At 72.6% G+C, this 14,486-nt stretch carries 14 protein-coding genes; 7 read left to right on the top strand and 7 right to left on the bottom strand.

What is annotated here, in order from left to right; all coding sequences use genetic code 11:
- Positions 1-115: 115 nt before the first annotated feature.
- Genes ABZV77_RS26660 through ABZV77_RS26650 form a run of 3 tightly spaced genes read right to left on the bottom strand, consistent with a single transcriptional unit; the run spans position 116 to position 3,077 of the window.
- Positions 116-1,408: a histidine kinase gene (locus tag ABZV77_RS26660; RefSeq protein ID WP_356261686.1), complete on the bottom strand. Its 1,293-nt coding sequence runs from the start codon at positions 1,406-1,408 to the stop codon at positions 116-118.
- 23 nt (positions 1,409-1,431) lie between these two features.
- A complete protein-coding gene (locus tag ABZV77_RS26655) occupies positions 1,432-2,148 on the bottom strand; it encodes an ABC transporter permease (RefSeq protein WP_356261684.1) in 717 nt (238 codons plus the stop codon).
- Complete coding sequence (locus ABZV77_RS26650; RefSeq protein ID WP_356261681.1) at positions 2,148-3,077, bottom strand: ABC transporter ATP-binding protein; 930 nt, start codon at positions 3,075-3,077, stop codon at positions 2,148-2,150. The genes ABZV77_RS26655 and ABZV77_RS26650 overlap by 1 nt, the downstream gene beginning before the upstream one ends.
- A 295-nt stretch (positions 3,078-3,372) precedes the next feature.
- Between ABZV77_RS26650 and ABZV77_RS26645 the strand changes: the two genes are divergently transcribed.
- The 3 genes from ABZV77_RS26645 to ABZV77_RS26635 all read left to right on the top strand — a co-directional run bounded on the left by ABZV77_RS26645 (position 3,373) and on the right by ABZV77_RS26635 (position 6,356).
- Positions 3,373-4,227 carry a MaoC/PaaZ C-terminal domain-containing protein gene (locus ABZV77_RS26645; RefSeq protein WP_356261679.1) on the top strand — a complete coding sequence of 285 codons (855 nt, stop codon included), beginning with the start codon at positions 3,373-3,375 and terminating at the stop codon, positions 4,225-4,227.
- Positions 4,228-4,288: 61 nt separating this feature from the next.
- A complete protein-coding gene (locus tag ABZV77_RS26640; RefSeq protein WP_356261677.1) occupies positions 4,289-5,365 on the top strand; it encodes a Zn-dependent alcohol dehydrogenase in 1,077 nt (358 codons plus the stop codon).
- Between the two features lie 49 nt (positions 5,366-5,414).
- Positions 5,415-6,356, top strand: a complete 942-nt coding sequence (locus ABZV77_RS26635; RefSeq protein ID WP_356261675.1) for a 3-oxoacyl-ACP reductase — start codon at positions 5,415-5,417, stop codon at positions 6,354-6,356.
- A gap of 156 nt (positions 6,357-6,512) precedes the next feature.
- On the opposite strand, the gene ABZV77_RS26630 is transcribed toward ABZV77_RS26635, so the two are convergent.
- Positions 6,513-6,686, bottom strand: coding sequence for a hypothetical protein (locus tag ABZV77_RS26630; protein WP_356261672.1), 174 nt, complete (start codon positions 6,684-6,686; stop codon positions 6,513-6,515).
- 44 nt (positions 6,687-6,730) lie between these two features.
- Positions 6,731-7,987: a hypothetical protein gene (locus ABZV77_RS26625; protein ID WP_356261670.1), complete on the bottom strand. Its 1,257-nt coding sequence runs from the start codon at positions 7,985-7,987 to the stop codon at positions 6,731-6,733.
- Between the two features lie 224 nt (positions 7,988-8,211).
- Here ABZV77_RS26625 and ABZV77_RS26620 point away from each other — a divergent pair, with 224 nt between their 5' ends.
- The 4 genes from ABZV77_RS26620 (at position 8,212) to ABZV77_RS26605 (ending at position 12,389) form a co-directional block, all read left to right on the top strand.
- The gene (locus ABZV77_RS26620) at positions 8,212-9,300 is read left to right on the top strand and encodes an iron-siderophore ABC transporter substrate-binding protein (protein WP_356261667.1); all 1,089 of its coding nucleotides are present in this window, start codon (positions 8,212-8,214) and stop codon (positions 9,298-9,300) included.
- A gap of 187 nt (positions 9,301-9,487) precedes the next feature.
- A complete protein-coding gene (locus ABZV77_RS26615) occupies positions 9,488-10,339 on the top strand; it encodes a Nif3-like dinuclear metal center hexameric protein (protein ID WP_356261664.1) in 852 nt (283 codons plus the stop codon).
- On the top strand, positions 10,336-11,079 hold the full coding sequence (locus tag ABZV77_RS26610) for a C4-type zinc ribbon domain-containing protein (protein ID WP_356262675.1): 744 nt from the start codon (positions 10,336-10,338) through the stop codon (positions 11,077-11,079). Before ABZV77_RS26615 ends, ABZV77_RS26610 begins: the two co-directional genes overlap by 4 nt.
- Before the next feature lie 56 nt (positions 11,080-11,135).
- The gene (locus ABZV77_RS26605) at positions 11,136-12,389 is read left to right on the top strand and encodes a bifunctional RNase H/acid phosphatase (protein WP_356261662.1); all 1,254 of its coding nucleotides are present in this window, start codon (positions 11,136-11,138) and stop codon (positions 12,387-12,389) included.
- Positions 12,390-12,424: 35 nt separating this feature from the next.
- On the opposite strand, the gene ABZV77_RS26600 is transcribed toward ABZV77_RS26605, so the two are convergent.
- Both ABZV77_RS26600 and yaaA read right to left on the bottom strand, forming a co-directional pair.
- Entirely contained in the window at positions 12,425-13,081 is a 657-nt protein-coding gene (locus ABZV77_RS26600; RefSeq protein ID WP_356261659.1) for a bifunctional 4-hydroxy-2-oxoglutarate aldolase/2-dehydro-3-deoxy-phosphogluconate aldolase, read from the bottom strand.
- An 83-nt stretch (positions 13,082-13,164) separates the two neighbouring features.
- On the bottom strand, positions 13,165-13,971 hold the full coding sequence (gene yaaA / locus ABZV77_RS26595; protein ID WP_356261656.1) for a peroxide stress protein YaaA: 807 nt from the start codon (positions 13,969-13,971) through the stop codon (positions 13,165-13,167).
- Between the last annotated feature and the right edge of the window lie 515 nt (positions 13,972-14,486).

The following is a 14,486-nucleotide window of genomic DNA, read 5'->3' as shown; positions in this document are numbered from 1 at the left end:
GCGGATCATAGACGCCCAACTCCCCTGCGTTGCAGGGGAAGACCCATAGTCGGCCGGGAAACGGGGTTTCTCGGCCTGTGGTCCGAAGGCGCCCCCAGCAACGACGAAAAGCCCGTCAGTCACCCGGGGTGCGCATGCTGATGCCCGTCGGGGTGGCGGGGGCCGCGGGACCCGGGTCGCCTTCGGTGGCCGGGAGGGCCGCCGTGACGCGGAAACCGGCGTGGGGGGCCGGGCCTGAGGTGAGGGAGCCGCCTGCTGCGGCGAGGCGTTCGGCCAGGCCCTTCAGACCGCTGCCGGGCGGCCCCGAGCCCTCGCCGCGGCCGTCGTCCGTGATCACCAGGCGGGTCTCGTCGGACGTGCCCGTGACCTCGATCTCGCAGTGGTCGGCGCCGGAGTGGCGTACGACGTTGGTGGCGGACTCGCGGACCACCCAGCCGAGGAGTGCCGCCGTCTGCGGTGCGAGGGGAGGGCCGGACTGGCGGACGACCGTGCCGATCCCGGCGGCTTCGAGGAGGTCGCGGGCCCGGTCGAGCTCGGTGGCGAGGCTGCCCTCGCGGTAGCCGGTGACGGCCTCGCGGATCTCGGTGAGCGCCTGTCGGCCGACGGACTCGATGTCGGCGACCTGGCCGAGCGCCGCGGCCAGGTCGCGGGGGGCCAGCCGGCGGGTGGCCTCCGCCTTCACCACGATCACGGAGAGCGTGTGGCCGAGCAGGTCGTGCAGGTCGCGGGAGAAGCGGAGGCGTTCCTTCTCGACGGCGGTGCGGGCCAGTTCCTCGCGGGTTTCGCGCAGTTCGCGGACCGCCTCGGAGAGGGAGAGGATCGCGGCGGTCACCATGGTGGAGAGGAAGGTTCCGTAGGCGACGTTCAGCCCGGTCCAGCCCTCCCTGAACCCGCCGATGACGCCCGCGAGCACGCTCAGGGCCAGGCTGATGGGGCCGAGGCCGCGGCCGCGCACGACGGCCCCGACGGCCAGGCCGAGCAGCGGGAAGAAGAGCAGCCAGTTGCCGCCGTATCCGGCGGCGAGCACGACGGTCAGCAGGCCGAGGACGACCAGCGCGATCCTGGTGGCGAGCGCCTCGCGGGCGTATTTGTTGAAGGCCCGGAAGGCCAGGAAGACGTAGAGGGAGTTGAAGAGGAGGACTCCGAGGACGCCGATCCAGGGGTTGGGGGTTTCGCCCTTGAGGAGGTGGGAGATCGCGCCGAGGCCCATGAGGAGCCAGGGCAGGAGCGCGAAGCCGTTCGGCGGCGGGCCGAGGTGCTCGATGTTCTTGCCGGTCCTGCGCCCCTCCCGCCACTCCTTCTTGACGCGCCGGTGCTCGGCCTTCCACTCGGCGCGGGAGCTCTTCCACTCGGCGCGGGCGTCCTGCCACTCACGCATCCGGCAGCTGACCCTGTTCTTCCGGGACATGTTCTCGTTCCTCGCCCTCTGGCTCACGCGGTCCGCGCGGCGCGCCGGTACGAGACCACAGCGTACGAACCGAACGCCAGCAGCCAGCAGAGCAGGACCGTCACCGTGACGAGGCCGGGCGCGTCGTGCTCGGTCACCGAGACCCCGAGGTCCGCGAAGCGGTGGGTGGGCGTGTAGTCCGCGAGGGTGCGCAGCCAGTCGGGGAACAGCGCGATCGGGAACCACAGGCCGCCGAGCACGGAGAGCCCGAGGTTGCAGGCGACGTTGATGACGCCGGTCGACTGGGCGGTGAGGCGGTAGCCGTTGCCGAGTCCGAGCAGCGTGAAGGGGAGCGAGCCGAGCCACAGCAGCAGCGCGGCCGCGGCCCACTGCCACACGGCGAGGCGGACGCCGTTGACCAGCCCGCCCGCGACGAACACCGCGACGATCGAAGGGAGCACGGTGACCGAACCGTTCAGGGCGCGGCCGACGACGACTTCGCGCGGTGTCATCGGCGTGATCCTGAGCTGTCGCAGCCAGCCGATGGTCTTGTCCTCGGCGACGCCGGTGCCGGTGCTCATGGCCGCACCCAGCGCGCCGTACGCGGCCATGCCGATCATCGACTGGGTCCGCCAGGCGCCGTCGTTCTCACCGAGGTTGGTGAAGAGGAGGTACATCAGGACCGGCACCGCGACCGCCGAGATCACATAGCCGGGGTCGCGCAGCGTCCTGCGGATCTCCAGTCGGAGGTAGGCGAACATCAGAAGGTCTCCAGAGCGGTCGTGGCCGTGGGGAGGGGAGAGGTGAGGGCGAGGAACGCGTCGTCCAGGGAGGCCGGGGCGACCTCCAGGCCGCGGACCGCGCCGAGCGAGGCCAGCGCGATGACCGTCGCGTCCGAGTCCTCGGTGCGCAGCCGGGCCCGGTCGCCGCGCACTTCGAGGGAGAGCACGCCGGGCAGTTCGGTGAGCCCGTGCGTGCCGCCGCCCGCCAGGTCGAAGGAGACGAGGCTGCCGCCCGCCGCGCGCCGCAGCTGTTCGCCGGTGCCGTCGGCGACGATCCGGCCGTGGTCGATGACGACGATCCGGTCGGCGTGCAGGTCGGCCTCCTCCAGGTAGTGGGTGGAGAAGAGGACGGTGTGGCCGCGCCGCGCGTAGGAGCGCATCGAGGTCCAGAAGGCGTGGCGGGCCTCGACGTCGAGGGCGGCGGTCGGCTCGTCGAGCACGAGCAGCGCGGGGTCGCCGGCGAGCGCGACGGCGAACCGTACGCGCTGTGTCTGGCCGCCGGAGAGCCGGTCCGCGCGCCGGTCGGCGAGTCCGGTGATGCCCGCGAGGTCGAGGGCGCGGGCGACGGACATCGGCGCGGGGTAGGTCTGGGCGACGAAGGCGACCAGTTCGCGGACGGTGACGCGCGGCACCTGGCGGCCCTCCTGCAGCATCGCGCCGACCTGCCCGGCGGCCACGGCCTGCCCGGGGGTGCGCCCGAAGAGCCGCACGGTGCCGGTGTCGGGGTCGTTCAGGCCGAGCAGCAGGGAGAGGGTGGTGGACTTGCCCGCGCCGTTGCGGCCGAGCAGCGCGACGGTCTCGCCCCGCCGGATCTCCAGGTCGACGCCGTCCACGGCGCGGACGGTGCCGAAGGTCTTCACGGCGCCGTCGAAGGCCACCGCGGGCCCGTCCTCTGATGTCTTCGTCATGGCTACGACGCTACGAATCCGGGGCGGGGCGGCGGCAGAGGCAGCTGTACGGACCCGGCCGGTACAAATGTCACCGTTCCTCGATGCCGCCCGGGATCTGACGTTGCGTCAGGAGTCTTCACAAGTGCTGGGGCCTCGGCTATACATGGGATCGCCGGACTGGAACGCGTTCTAGAACGGGGCGGTCCGCGGACCGCCCTCCGGCCCTGTTGCGACCTCGGTGCGGCCGACGGTGCGGACGGTCGCACCGAGGTCTTTTCCCACCGGCGACACCGTCCCAAGGAGCTGCCACCCAATGCCCATCGACGCCGTGAAGGCCGTGGCCGCCGAGCCCCGGTCCGCCGAGATCGCCTGGGACCACAAGGACATCCAGCTCTACCACCTGGGCCTCGGCGCCGGACTGCCCGCCACGGACCCGGCCGAGCTGCGCTACACACTGGAGTCCCGGCTGCACGTCCTGCCCAGCTTCGCCACCGTCGCGGGCGCGGGCATGGGCGTCGTCGGCGGACTCTCCGCGCCCGGCATCGAGGTCGACCTCGCCGCCGTCCTGCACGGCGGCCAGAGCATCACGCTGCACCGCCCGATCCCCGTCAGGGGCAAGGCCGTCACGACGTCCAGGGTCGCCGCGGTGTACGACAAGGGGAAGGCCGCGATCCTCGTCCTGCGCTCCGAAGTCGCCGACGACGAAGGACCGTTGTGGACGAGCGACGCCCAGATCTTCGTGCGCGGCGAGGGCGGCTTCGGCGGCGACCGCGGCCCCTCCACCCGCCTCCCCGAACCCGAGGGCGACCCCGACCTGGAGGTCGAACGCCCCGTCCGCGAGGACCAGGCGCTCCTCTACCGCCTCTCCGGCGACTGGAACCCCCTGCACGCCGACCCCGAGTTCGCCGCGCTCGCCGGGTTCGACAAGCCGATCCTGCACGGCCTGTGCACCTACGGAATGACGCTCAAGGCCGTCGTCGACACCCAGCTCGGCGGCGACGTGTCCCGGGTGCGCGGCTACAGCACCCGCTTCACGGGCGTCGTCTTCCCCGGCGAGACGCTGCGGATCCGCATGTGGCGCACCGAGGGCCGCGTACAGGCCACGGTCACGGCGGTCGAGCGGGACGACGCGCCGGTGCTCGCCGACACCGTCGTCGAACACGCCTGAGTCAGCCCGGGCCCCGACCGGCTCGGGCCCGCCCGGATCTTCGTACGAGAGGAGCCGCACCATGCGCGCAGCCGTACTGCACGAGATAGGCCAGGAGAAGCTCGAAGTCCTCGACGACATCGAGACGGTGGGCTTTGGCCCCGGCAAGGTGAAGATCCGGGTCCGGGCCACCGGACTGTGCCACTCCGACATCTCGGCGATGAACGGCGTGCTGCCGCAGCCCGCCCCCTTCATCCCCGGCCACGAGGGCGCGGGCGAGATCGTCGACGTCGGCGACGGCGTGAGCGGCCTCTCCCAGGGCGACCGGGTCCTCCTCTGCTGGCTCCCCGCCTGCGGCGTCTGTCCCGCCTGCAAGCGCGGCCAGACCCAGCTCTGTCTCGCCGGGTTCATGAACGCGGGCACCCCCAACTTCCAGCGCCCCGGCGGTGACGTCTTCGGCTTCGCGGGCACCGGCACCTTCACCGAGGAGGTCGTCGTCGACGCCGGATGCGCCGTGCCGATCCCCGACGACGTGCCCTTCGACATCGCGGCGCTGATCGGCTGCGGCGTGACGACCGGGCTCGGCGCCGCCATCAACACGGCGGACGTGGCGGCCGGTTCGTCGGTCGCCGTCATCGGCTGCGGCGGCGTCGGCATCTCGGCCATCCAGGGCGCCCGCCTCAAGGGCGCGGCGGAGATCGTCGCGGTCGACCCGGTCGCTTCGCGCCGGGAGGCGGCGCTCCGGTTCGGTGCCACGGAGGCGGTCTCGCCCGACGAACTGGCCGACGCCAAGCAGCGGATCACCGCGGGCGAGGGCTTCGACTACGTCTTCGAGGTCGTCGGCAAGTCGGTCACGGCCCGCACGGCGTACGAGACGACGCGCCGCGGCGGCACGCTGTGCGTCGTCGGGGCCGGGGCCATGGACGACCATCTGCAGCTCAACATGTTCGAGCTGTTCTTCGACGAGAAGCGCATCCTGCCCTCCATGTACGGCGGGGGCGACGTCCTCACGTCGTACGAGCGGGCCATCGCGCTCTGGCGGGCGGGCCGCATCGACCTCGCGAGCATGATCACGCACCGTGTGCAGCTCGCCGAGATCAACGAGGCCCTCGACCAGATGCGCACCGGCACGTCCCTGCGCACCTGCATCGAGATCTGACCGCTCCCGGCACGCCCGAACCGTCCAGCTCCGTTCCGAAGGGACTTCGATGTCACTGCCACTTGAGGGCCTGTCCGCGATCGTCACCGGCGCGGGCCGCGGGCTCGGCCGCGCCGAGGCACTGGAACTGGCCGGGCTCGGCGCGAGCGTCGTCGTCAACGACTTCGGGCAGCCGGGCCGCGACGGTTCGGGCGAGGCGTCGGCGGCGCCCGCCGAGGAGGTCGCCGCCGAGATCAGGGCGGCAGGCGGGCAGGCCGTCGCCCACACCGGCGACGTCGCCGACCACGAACAGGCCCGCGAGCTCGTGCGGGCGGCGGTGGACACGTACGGAAAGCTCGACGTCCTCGTCAACAACGCGGGCATCCTGCGGGACCGGATGATCTTCTCGATGAGCGAGTCCGAGTGGGACTCGGTCATCCACGTCCACCTCAAGGGCCACTTCAACACGACGCACTTCGCGGCCGCCCACTGGCGCGAGCGTTCCAAGGCGACGGGCGGTCCGGTGTACGGCCGGATCGTCAACACCTCGTCCGAGGCCTTCCTCGCGGGGTCGGCGGGCCAGCCCAACTACGCGGCGGCGAAGGGCGGCATCGTCGGCCTGACGACATCGACGGCGCTGGCCCTCGCCAAGTACGGCGTGACCGCCAACGCCATCTGCCCACGGGCCCGTACGCGGATGACCGAGGACGTCTTCGCGGGCTTCGCGGAGCCGTCGGAAGGGCGGCTCGATCCCTTGGCGCCCGAGCACGTCTCGCCGCTCGTGGGCTATCTGGCCTCGCCTGCCGCGGCGCGGGTGAACGGGCAGCTGCTCGTGGTCCACGGCGGCATGGTCGCGGTCGTCGAGCGGCCCAGGGTGGCGGCGAAGTTCGACTCGGCGAAGGAGACGTTCACCTTCGACGAGCTGGACGAGGCGCTCTCCCCGTACTACGCGGACCGCCCGCCGAACGAGACGTTCGCGGCGGCCGAGGTGCTGGGCCTCAAGCGCGGATAGCTGCGCGGGCAGTCGTGCGGACAGCCGTGCAGACAGTCGTGCGGACAGCCGTGCAGACAGTCGTGCGGATACGGAAAGGGCTCGCCCCCGCGCTGCTCTTGGCGGCGCGGGGGCGAGACGTTTCTGCAGTGCGGTTTCCGGAGAGTCGGGACCGGGTCAGGACTGCTGGTCCTGGCGGCGGTGCCGCCCCCGCGGCGCCGTCCCCTCGTCCTGCTCGGACACCGGGCCCCGGTGCTTCCCCGCGCCGACGTGCGCGCCGGTGGGCACGGTCGTCGGCATCATTGGTGCGGTGTTCTGCTGTGTCTCCGTGACGGTCTCGGTCGTAGTCAAGCCATTCACCCCGTAAAGAAGATCGTTCGTACAGCCGGGCGAGTCTAACTGCCCGCCGCCCGCCCGCCGAGGGGTGCCTGTTGCAGGGGGACGGGGCGTGTCGCGGCAGGCGCCGGGGGATCCGGCGGAGGGGGCTGCGAGGGGTGCGGGAGGTCGCCCGCGGCATCGCGTGATGCGTCGCCAATGGCCTCGTGCGGCGCGTCTTCCGGCCGGGCTTCGGCGGCGGGTGCCGTCGGCCCCGTCACCCGGGCCACCCCGCACGGCGCGGCGCCCGTCGCGTACGGCAGACAGAGCTCGCCGTCCCGCGTCCACCACCCCGAACCGGTCAACCACCCGCTCGGCGCCGCCAGTTGCTGCACCTGCCGCGCGGCGGGCCGCCACAGGCCGAGCCAGCTGCCGCCCCCACCGCCCACCGGACCGTCGATCCGCAGCGCCACCCCACAGGCCTCCGGCGTCAGGACCTGCCCCGGCTGGATCGCGAAGGGCGTCACGGTGAGGTCGGGAAGGCGCAGGCTCTCCGGGAAGCGCACCGGCCGCGTACCGCCGAGGACGCCCCAACCCAGGCGGTCGTCGCCCGGGGCGTCGGAGCGGATGAGCAGCAGGCCGCTGCCCGCGTCGGCGAGCAGCAGCCGGTCGTCGCTGTCCTCGGCGATCTGCAGCAGCGGCGAGACCTCGCCGTCGCGCTCCAGGTCCACCGCGACCGTCTTGGTGCGGCCTTCCAGCTCGCGGTCGAGCGCGAGCAGCCGGTCGGTGCCGTCCAGCCAGACCCCGCCCGAGCAGCGGCCGGGCACCGCGGCGAGATGTTCGGGACCGAAGGCCCCGCCCGCCACCAGCCAGACGTCCGAGGACCTCGCGCCGGGCGCGAGGGCATAGGCGCGGGTGCCGCCCGGCGCGGGCGGCAGCAGGGTCAACTCGCCGCACTCCACGGCCCCCAGCGGCACCTCGCCGGTGCCGGGACCCGTCGGGTACAACAGGGTGAAGATGTGCCGCTCGCCCACCACGCGGTGGACGAGGACGCGGCCGTCGGCCATCGGGAGCACTTCCGTGGACGGCTCCTCGGGCTGGTTGCCGGGCAGTGGCACCGTGAACGGCTCGGCGGAGCCGAGGGTCCAGCGTTCGGGATACCAGGAGTCCGGTGCTCCGGCCGGGCGGGCGAGGCGTGCCGCGTACGACCCGTCCGCCGTGATGGTGCAGCCCGCGGTGCGGGCGGGCGTCCGGACCCGGATGCGGGCCCGGACCGGTGGCGGCGCCGGTGGCGCCGGTTGTACTGGCGGCGCTGTCGGTGCTGGTGGCGCTGTCATGGTGAGTGGTCACCTCCGGCCCCGAAGCTAGTTTTCGCCCGCACTGGCGTGGCAGCGACGGGCGTCCGCTTCACACAGAAGGGTGGCGATGTCCTGATTCGCCTGAGCGGGCAGGGGCGGTTGTGCTGTGACGGGGGCGACTGCTCCGAAAGGGAAGATTCCGCTTATGGTGAGGCGAACCTAAGCTCGGCCCGATCGCGGGCAGCGCACCCCCTGGAGTCCCGATGCCCGTGTCCATCCGGTCCGTACGGTCCGCCCGGTCAGTCCGGTCCGTACGGCGAAACCGCCGCGGCACCGCTGCAGCCGCCCTCGCCGTGACGGCCGCGCTCTCGCTCGCGGCCTGCGGGTCGGGCGACGACGGCTCCGGCAAGTCCGACAACGGCAGCGGCAGCAAGGCCGTCGCCCAGGGCGGCGACGACTTCGCCAAGGCCGCCGAGCAGACCGCGAAGATGGGCACCACGGCCAAGCCCGGCGAGTTCCCGCGCACCCTCACCCACGCCCGCGGCAAGACCGAGCTGACGAAGCGGCCCCAGCGCGTGGTGGTCCTGGACGTCGGCGAGCTCGACAACGTCGTCTCGCTCGGCGTCAAGCCCGTCGGGTACGCCCCCACCGAGGGCGACGACGGCATCCCCGGCTACCTGAAGAAGGACGCGGGCAGCCCGAAGAACGTCGGCACGATCAACTCCCTCAACCTCGAAGCCATCGCGAACCTCAAGCCCGACCTGATCCTCGGCAGCGAGCTGCGCGCCGCCAAGCTCTACCCGCAGCTCTCCAAGATCGCCCCCACGGTCTTCTCGATCCGCCCCGGCTTCACGTGGAAGGAGAACTACCTCCTGAACGCGGCCGCGCTCGACAGGACGGCGAAGGCCAAGGAGGAGCTCTCCGCGTACGAGAAGAAGGCGAAGACCCTCGGCAAGGAGATCGGCGCCGCCCACGACGGCAAGCCGACGATCACGATGCTCCGCTACATGCCGGACCGCATCCGCCTCTACGCCAAGGCGTCCTTCATCGGCACGATCCTCGACGACGCGGGTCTGCCGCGGCCCAAGAACCAGCAGACCAACGATCTCGCCACGGAGATCAGCCCGGAGAAGATCGACCAGGCCGACGCGGACTGGATCTTCACGGGGGTCTACGGCGACGCGGAGAAGACCGGACGCTCCGGCGCCGAGAAGAACCCCCTGTGGAAGAAGCTCGACGCGGTGCGGAACGGCCAGGCGAAGGACGTGCCCGACGAGACGTGGTACCTGGGCCTCGGCGTCACCGCGGCGAACTCCGTTCTGGACGACCTGAGGGACACCCTCGCCTCGTAAGGGGCGCGCCCCGTCAGGGGCGCGGGGAACTGCGCGCTCAGCCCGCGAAAAGCCGCAGACGCGTCTGCGGCTTTGTCCGTGGTTGCTCGCGCAGTTCCCCGCGCCCCTGGAGGGGCTATCCGTAGCGGCCCCGTAGCGGTACGTGACGCGCGACATGCCGAGCGCAGCGGGAAGGTAGCCTTTCTCCGTGCCCCGTCTGTCTGAAGTCATCGCCGCGCTCGACGCCCTGTGGCCCGCCGAACTGGCCGAGAGCTGGGACGCGGTCGGCACGGTCTGCGGAGACCCCGAAGCGGAGGTCTCCAGGGTCCTCTTCGCCGTCGACCCCGTCCAGGAGATCGCCGACGAGGCGGTCGCACTGGGAGCCCAGCTCCTGGTCACCCACCACCCCCTCTACCTGCGGGGTACGACGACGGTCGCGGCGTCCACCTTCAAGGGCCGGGTAGTCCACGACCTGATCAAGCACGATGTCGCGCTGCACGTCGCGCACACCAACGCCGACCGCGCCGACCCCGGTGTCTCCGACGCCCTCGCGGGCGCGCTCGACCTCCGCGTCGAACGCCCGCTCGTGCCGGACCCCGCCGACCGGCAGGGCCGCCGCGGCCTCGGCAGGATCTGCGCACTCGACCACCCGCTGACCCTCGCCGAGCTGGCCGAGCGCGCCGCGAAGCGGCTGCCCGCCACCGCGCAGGGCATCCGCGTCGCGGGCGACCCCGACGCGCTCATCCGCACCGTCGCCGTCAGCGGCGGCTCGGGCGACAGCCTCTTCGACGACGTACGCGCCGCGGGCGTGGACGCCTTCCTCACCGCGGACCTGCGCCACCACCCGGTGTCGGAGGCCCGCGCGCAGACTCCGCTCGCGCTGCTCGACGCCGCGCACTGGGCCACCGAGTGGCCGTGGTGCGAGCTGGCCGCGGCGCAGCTCGACGAGATCTCCGACCGTCACGGATGGGGACTGCGCGTCCACGTCTCGAAGACGGTCACCGACCCCTGGACCGCCCACGCGGCCTCACCTCACGAATCAACTGGAGCCCCCAACTGAACGCCGCGCCCGCCGATCAGATCCGACTGCTCGACGTCCAGGCCCTGGACGTACGCCTGCAGCAGCTCGCGCACAAGAAGAAGTCGCTGCCCGAGCACGCCGAGATCGAGTCGCTGACCAAGGACCTCACGCAGCTGCGCGACCTGCTCGTCGCCGCGACGACCGAGGAGAGCGACTGCGCCCGCGAGCAGACCAAGGCGGAGCAGGACGTGGACCAGGTCCGCCAGCGTGCGGTCCGCGACCAGCAGCGCCTGGACTCCGGTGCCGTCACCTCGCCCAAGGACCTGGAGAACCTCCAGCGGGAGATCGCCTCGCTGGCCAAGCGCCAGGGAGACCTGGAGGACGTCGTCCTGGAGGTCATGGAGCGCCGTGAGTCCGCGCAGGAGCGCGTCACCGAGCTCACCGGCCGGGTCTCCTCGGTCCAGTCGAAGATCGACGATGCGACGGGCCGTCGCGACGCCGCGTGCGAGGAGCTCGACGGCGAGACCGCCACGGTCGGCAAGGAGCGCGAGGTCGTGGCGGGTTCGATCCCGGACGACCTGCTCAAGCTCTACGACAGGCTGCGCGAGAAGCAGGGTGGCATCGGTGCCGCCAGGCTCCACCAGCGGCGTTGTGAGGGCTGCCGCCTCGAGCTCGACATCACCGAGGTCAACGAGGTGAAGGCGGCGTCCCCGGACAAGGTCGTGCGCTGCGAGAACTGCAGTCGCATCCTGGTCCGTACGTCCGAGTCGGGCCTGTAGGGACGTCAGGACCTCAAGGACCTCAAGGACCTCAAGGACGTAAGGATCTCCTGGAGATGCGCGAGTTCATCGTCGAGGCCGACGGCGGCTCCCGGGGCAACCCGGGGCCCGCGGGCTACGGCGCGGTCGTCATCGACGCGGCCACGGGGGAGACCCTGATGGAGGCCGCGGAGTACATCGGCGTCGCGACGAACAACGTCGCCGAGTACAAGGGCCTGGTGGCCGGTCTCAAGGCCGCCCACCAGCTGGACCCGGCCGCCGCGGTGCACGTGCGCATGGACTCCAAGCTCGTCGTCGAGCAGATGTCGGGCCGCTGGAAGATCAAGCACCCGGACATGAAGCCGCTGGCGGCGGAGGCGGCCCGGGTCCATCCGGCGTCCCAGGTGACGTACGAGTGGATCCCCCGGGAGAAGAACAAGCACGCCGACCGGCTCGCGAACGAGGCGATGGACGCGGGCAAGCGGGGTGAGCAGTGGTCGCCGTCGGCCTCCACTGCGGAGTTCGACGCGCGGGCCGCGCGGTCGGCCGCGGAGGCTCCTGCGGGGCCGCCGGGGGATGCGGTCGCGGGTGCGGCGCGGGCTCGGGCTGCGCTGGCTGCGGGAGTGGCTTCGGTGTCGCCTGAGGCGGTGCCGGAGGCAGTGCCTGACGCGGCTGCTCCGCCCGTTGGCTGGGCCGCGCCCGCCGACCTCGGCGCCCCTGCCACCTTCGTCCTGCTGCGGCACGGCGAGACCGCGCTGACGCCCGAGAAGCGGTTCTCCGGAAGCGGCGGGTCCGATCCGTCCCTGTCGGACGTCGGCCGTGCGCAGGCCGAGCGCGTCGCGGCCGCACTCGCCGCCCGCGGCACCGTCCAGGCGATCGTCTCCTCGCCGCTCAAGCGCTGCCAGGAGACCGCGCACACCGTCGCCGCCCGCCTCGGGCTCGACGTCCACCTCGAAGACGGCCTGCGCGAGACGGACTTCGGGGCCTGGGAAGGGCTGACCTTCGGTGAGGTGCGCGAGCGCCACCCGGAGGAGCTGACCGCCTGGCTCGCCTCGCCGAAGGCCGCGCCGCCCGGCGGGGAGTCGTTCGCGGCGGTCTCCCGCCGTGTCTCGGCCGCCCGCGACCGGCTGACCTCGGCCTACGCGGGCCGCACGGTCCTGCTCGTCACGCACGTCACGCCCATCAAGACGCTGGTGCGGCTCGCGCTCGGCGCCCCGCCGGAGTCCCTGTTCCGCATGGAACTCTCGGCGGCGTCGGTGTCGGCCGTGGCGTACTACGCGGACGGCAACGCGTCGTTGCGCCTCCTGAACGACACGTCTCACCTGCGCTAGCGGGTGCGGGTGCGGGTGCGGGTGCGGGGTGCGCCTTAGCGCAGGAACGCTGCCTCGCGGGCCAGTGACTCCACGCGGTCCCACTCCTTGGCCGCGATGGCGTCGGCGGGCAGCATCCAACTGCCGCCCACGCAGCCGACGTTCTTCAGCGCGAGGTACGACGGGGCGGATCCGGGCGTGATCCCGCCCGTCGGGCAGAAGCGGGCCTGCGGCAGCGGGGCGCCCAGCGACTTCAGGTAGGCGGTGCCGCCTGCGGCCTCCGCCGGGAAGAACTTCATCTCCCGTACGCCGCGTTCGAGCAGCGCCACGACCTCCGAGGTCGTCGAGACGCCCGGCAGGAACGGCACGCCGGAGCCCTGCATCGCGTCCAGCAGCGTGTCCGTCCAGCCCGGGCTGACCAGGAAACGGGCGCCCGCCTCCACGGAATCGGAGACGTTCCGCGCGGAGATGACGGTGCCCGCGCCGACCACCGCGTCCGGCACCTCGGCGGCGATCGCCGAGATCGCGTCCAGCGCGACGGGCGTCCGCAGCGTCACCTCGATCGCGGGCAGCCCGCCCGCGACGAGGGCGCGCGCCATCGGCACGGCGTCGTCGAGGTCCGTGACGACGACTACGGGGATGACGGGGGCGAGGTCCAGGACGGAGGTGGGTTCGGGGGAGGGGGACGGGGAGGCGGATGCGGAGGAGGTCATGGGAGCATCCTGCACCGGTGCATGCAGCATGCGCAAAGCCCGTTGCGAATGCTGCAACGGGCTTGCGGGTTGTGGTCTGCTCCTCAGTGGATCTCGCGTACCACCACGTCGAGAGCCCACGGCTTGCCCGCCTTGGCCGGGGCCTCCGCCTCCACGGCGTGCCCCAGGTCGCGCAGCGCCTCGACCAGCTCGGCCGGGTTCTTCGGGCTGGTCCCCGTCGTCAGCAGGGAACGGACGATCCTGCCCTTCGTCGCCTTGTTGAAGTGCGACACGACGGACCGCTTCTCGGCGCCGGTCTTCTCGTCGACCTGCGCGTGCAGCACCCGGACGGTCGCCGTCCGTCCCGCGACCTCGCCCTTCGGCTTCCACGCGGCGGTGTACGCGGACGACCGGAGGTCCAGGACGAGACCGTCGCCCGCGGCCTCGGGCATGACGGAGGCCATCGGCGTACGCCAGTACGCGCCGAGCGCGCCGAGGCCGGGCAGCTTCACGCCCATCGAGCAGCGGTACGAGGGGATCTTGTCGCCCACGCCGACGGCGCCCCACAGTCCGGAGAAGACGAGCAGCGAGCGGGTGGCGCGGCGCTTGGCGGCGGGGGCGAGCGAGGCGAGGTCGAGGGCGTCGTAGAGCACGCCCGTGTAGACCTCCCCGGCGGGGCGGGCACCGGCGGTGCGCAGCTCGATGTTCTTCGCGACCTCACCGCGCAGGCCTTCGCTGAGGCCGAGCACGGTGCGGGCCTTCTCCTCGTCCGCGGCACACAACTCGACGAGCTCGTCGAGAACGGCCTGCCGTGCCTGGGTGAGCCCCGGCAGCGACAGACTCTCCGGCTTGAGCGGAGCACCACGGCCGGAGGGAGCCTTGCCTTCGGACGGCGGCAGCAGGACGAGCACGGTGGGACTCCTTCAGGGGTACGTGAGGGGGGTGCGGCCCCTGCGAAAGGGTACGGGGCGCGGTGGTCTGGCGGGGTCGCCTTGGGCGGGGCACGCCTGCTGTCTGCTTGTGGGTGCGGGGCCGCGGGGGTATGTACGTACTCGCTATCCCTACGCCACGCCTGAAGACCTTCTGGCCGTCATGATCGGCTCGGTGCTCCGTGCGCACATACCCCCACGTCCCCTCCCGTCTCGTGCGCGGCTGCGGCCCGGCGGGGGCGGAGGCCCTCCCCACGCCCACTCACCTGGGCGGTAACGGTGGTCCCCCACCCGCCCGCGCCTGCGGCCCGGCGGGGTCGGAGGACCTCCCCGGGCCTGCTCCCCTGGGCGGTCGCGGTGGTCTCCCACCCGCCTGCGCCTGCGGCCCGACGGGGCCGGACGACCTCCCCGGACCCGCCCGCCCGGGCGGCCACGGCGGTCCCCCACCCGCCTGCGCCTGCGGCCCGACGGGGCCGGACGACCTCCCCGGACCCGCC

Source organism: Streptomyces sp. NPDC004732 (assembly GCF_040609235.1).
Lineage (GTDB): Bacteria > Actinomycetota > Actinomycetes > Streptomycetales > Streptomycetaceae > Streptomyces.
Note: the sequence above shows the minus strand (reverse complement) of the source record. Positions and strands in the feature narration are given on the sequence as shown.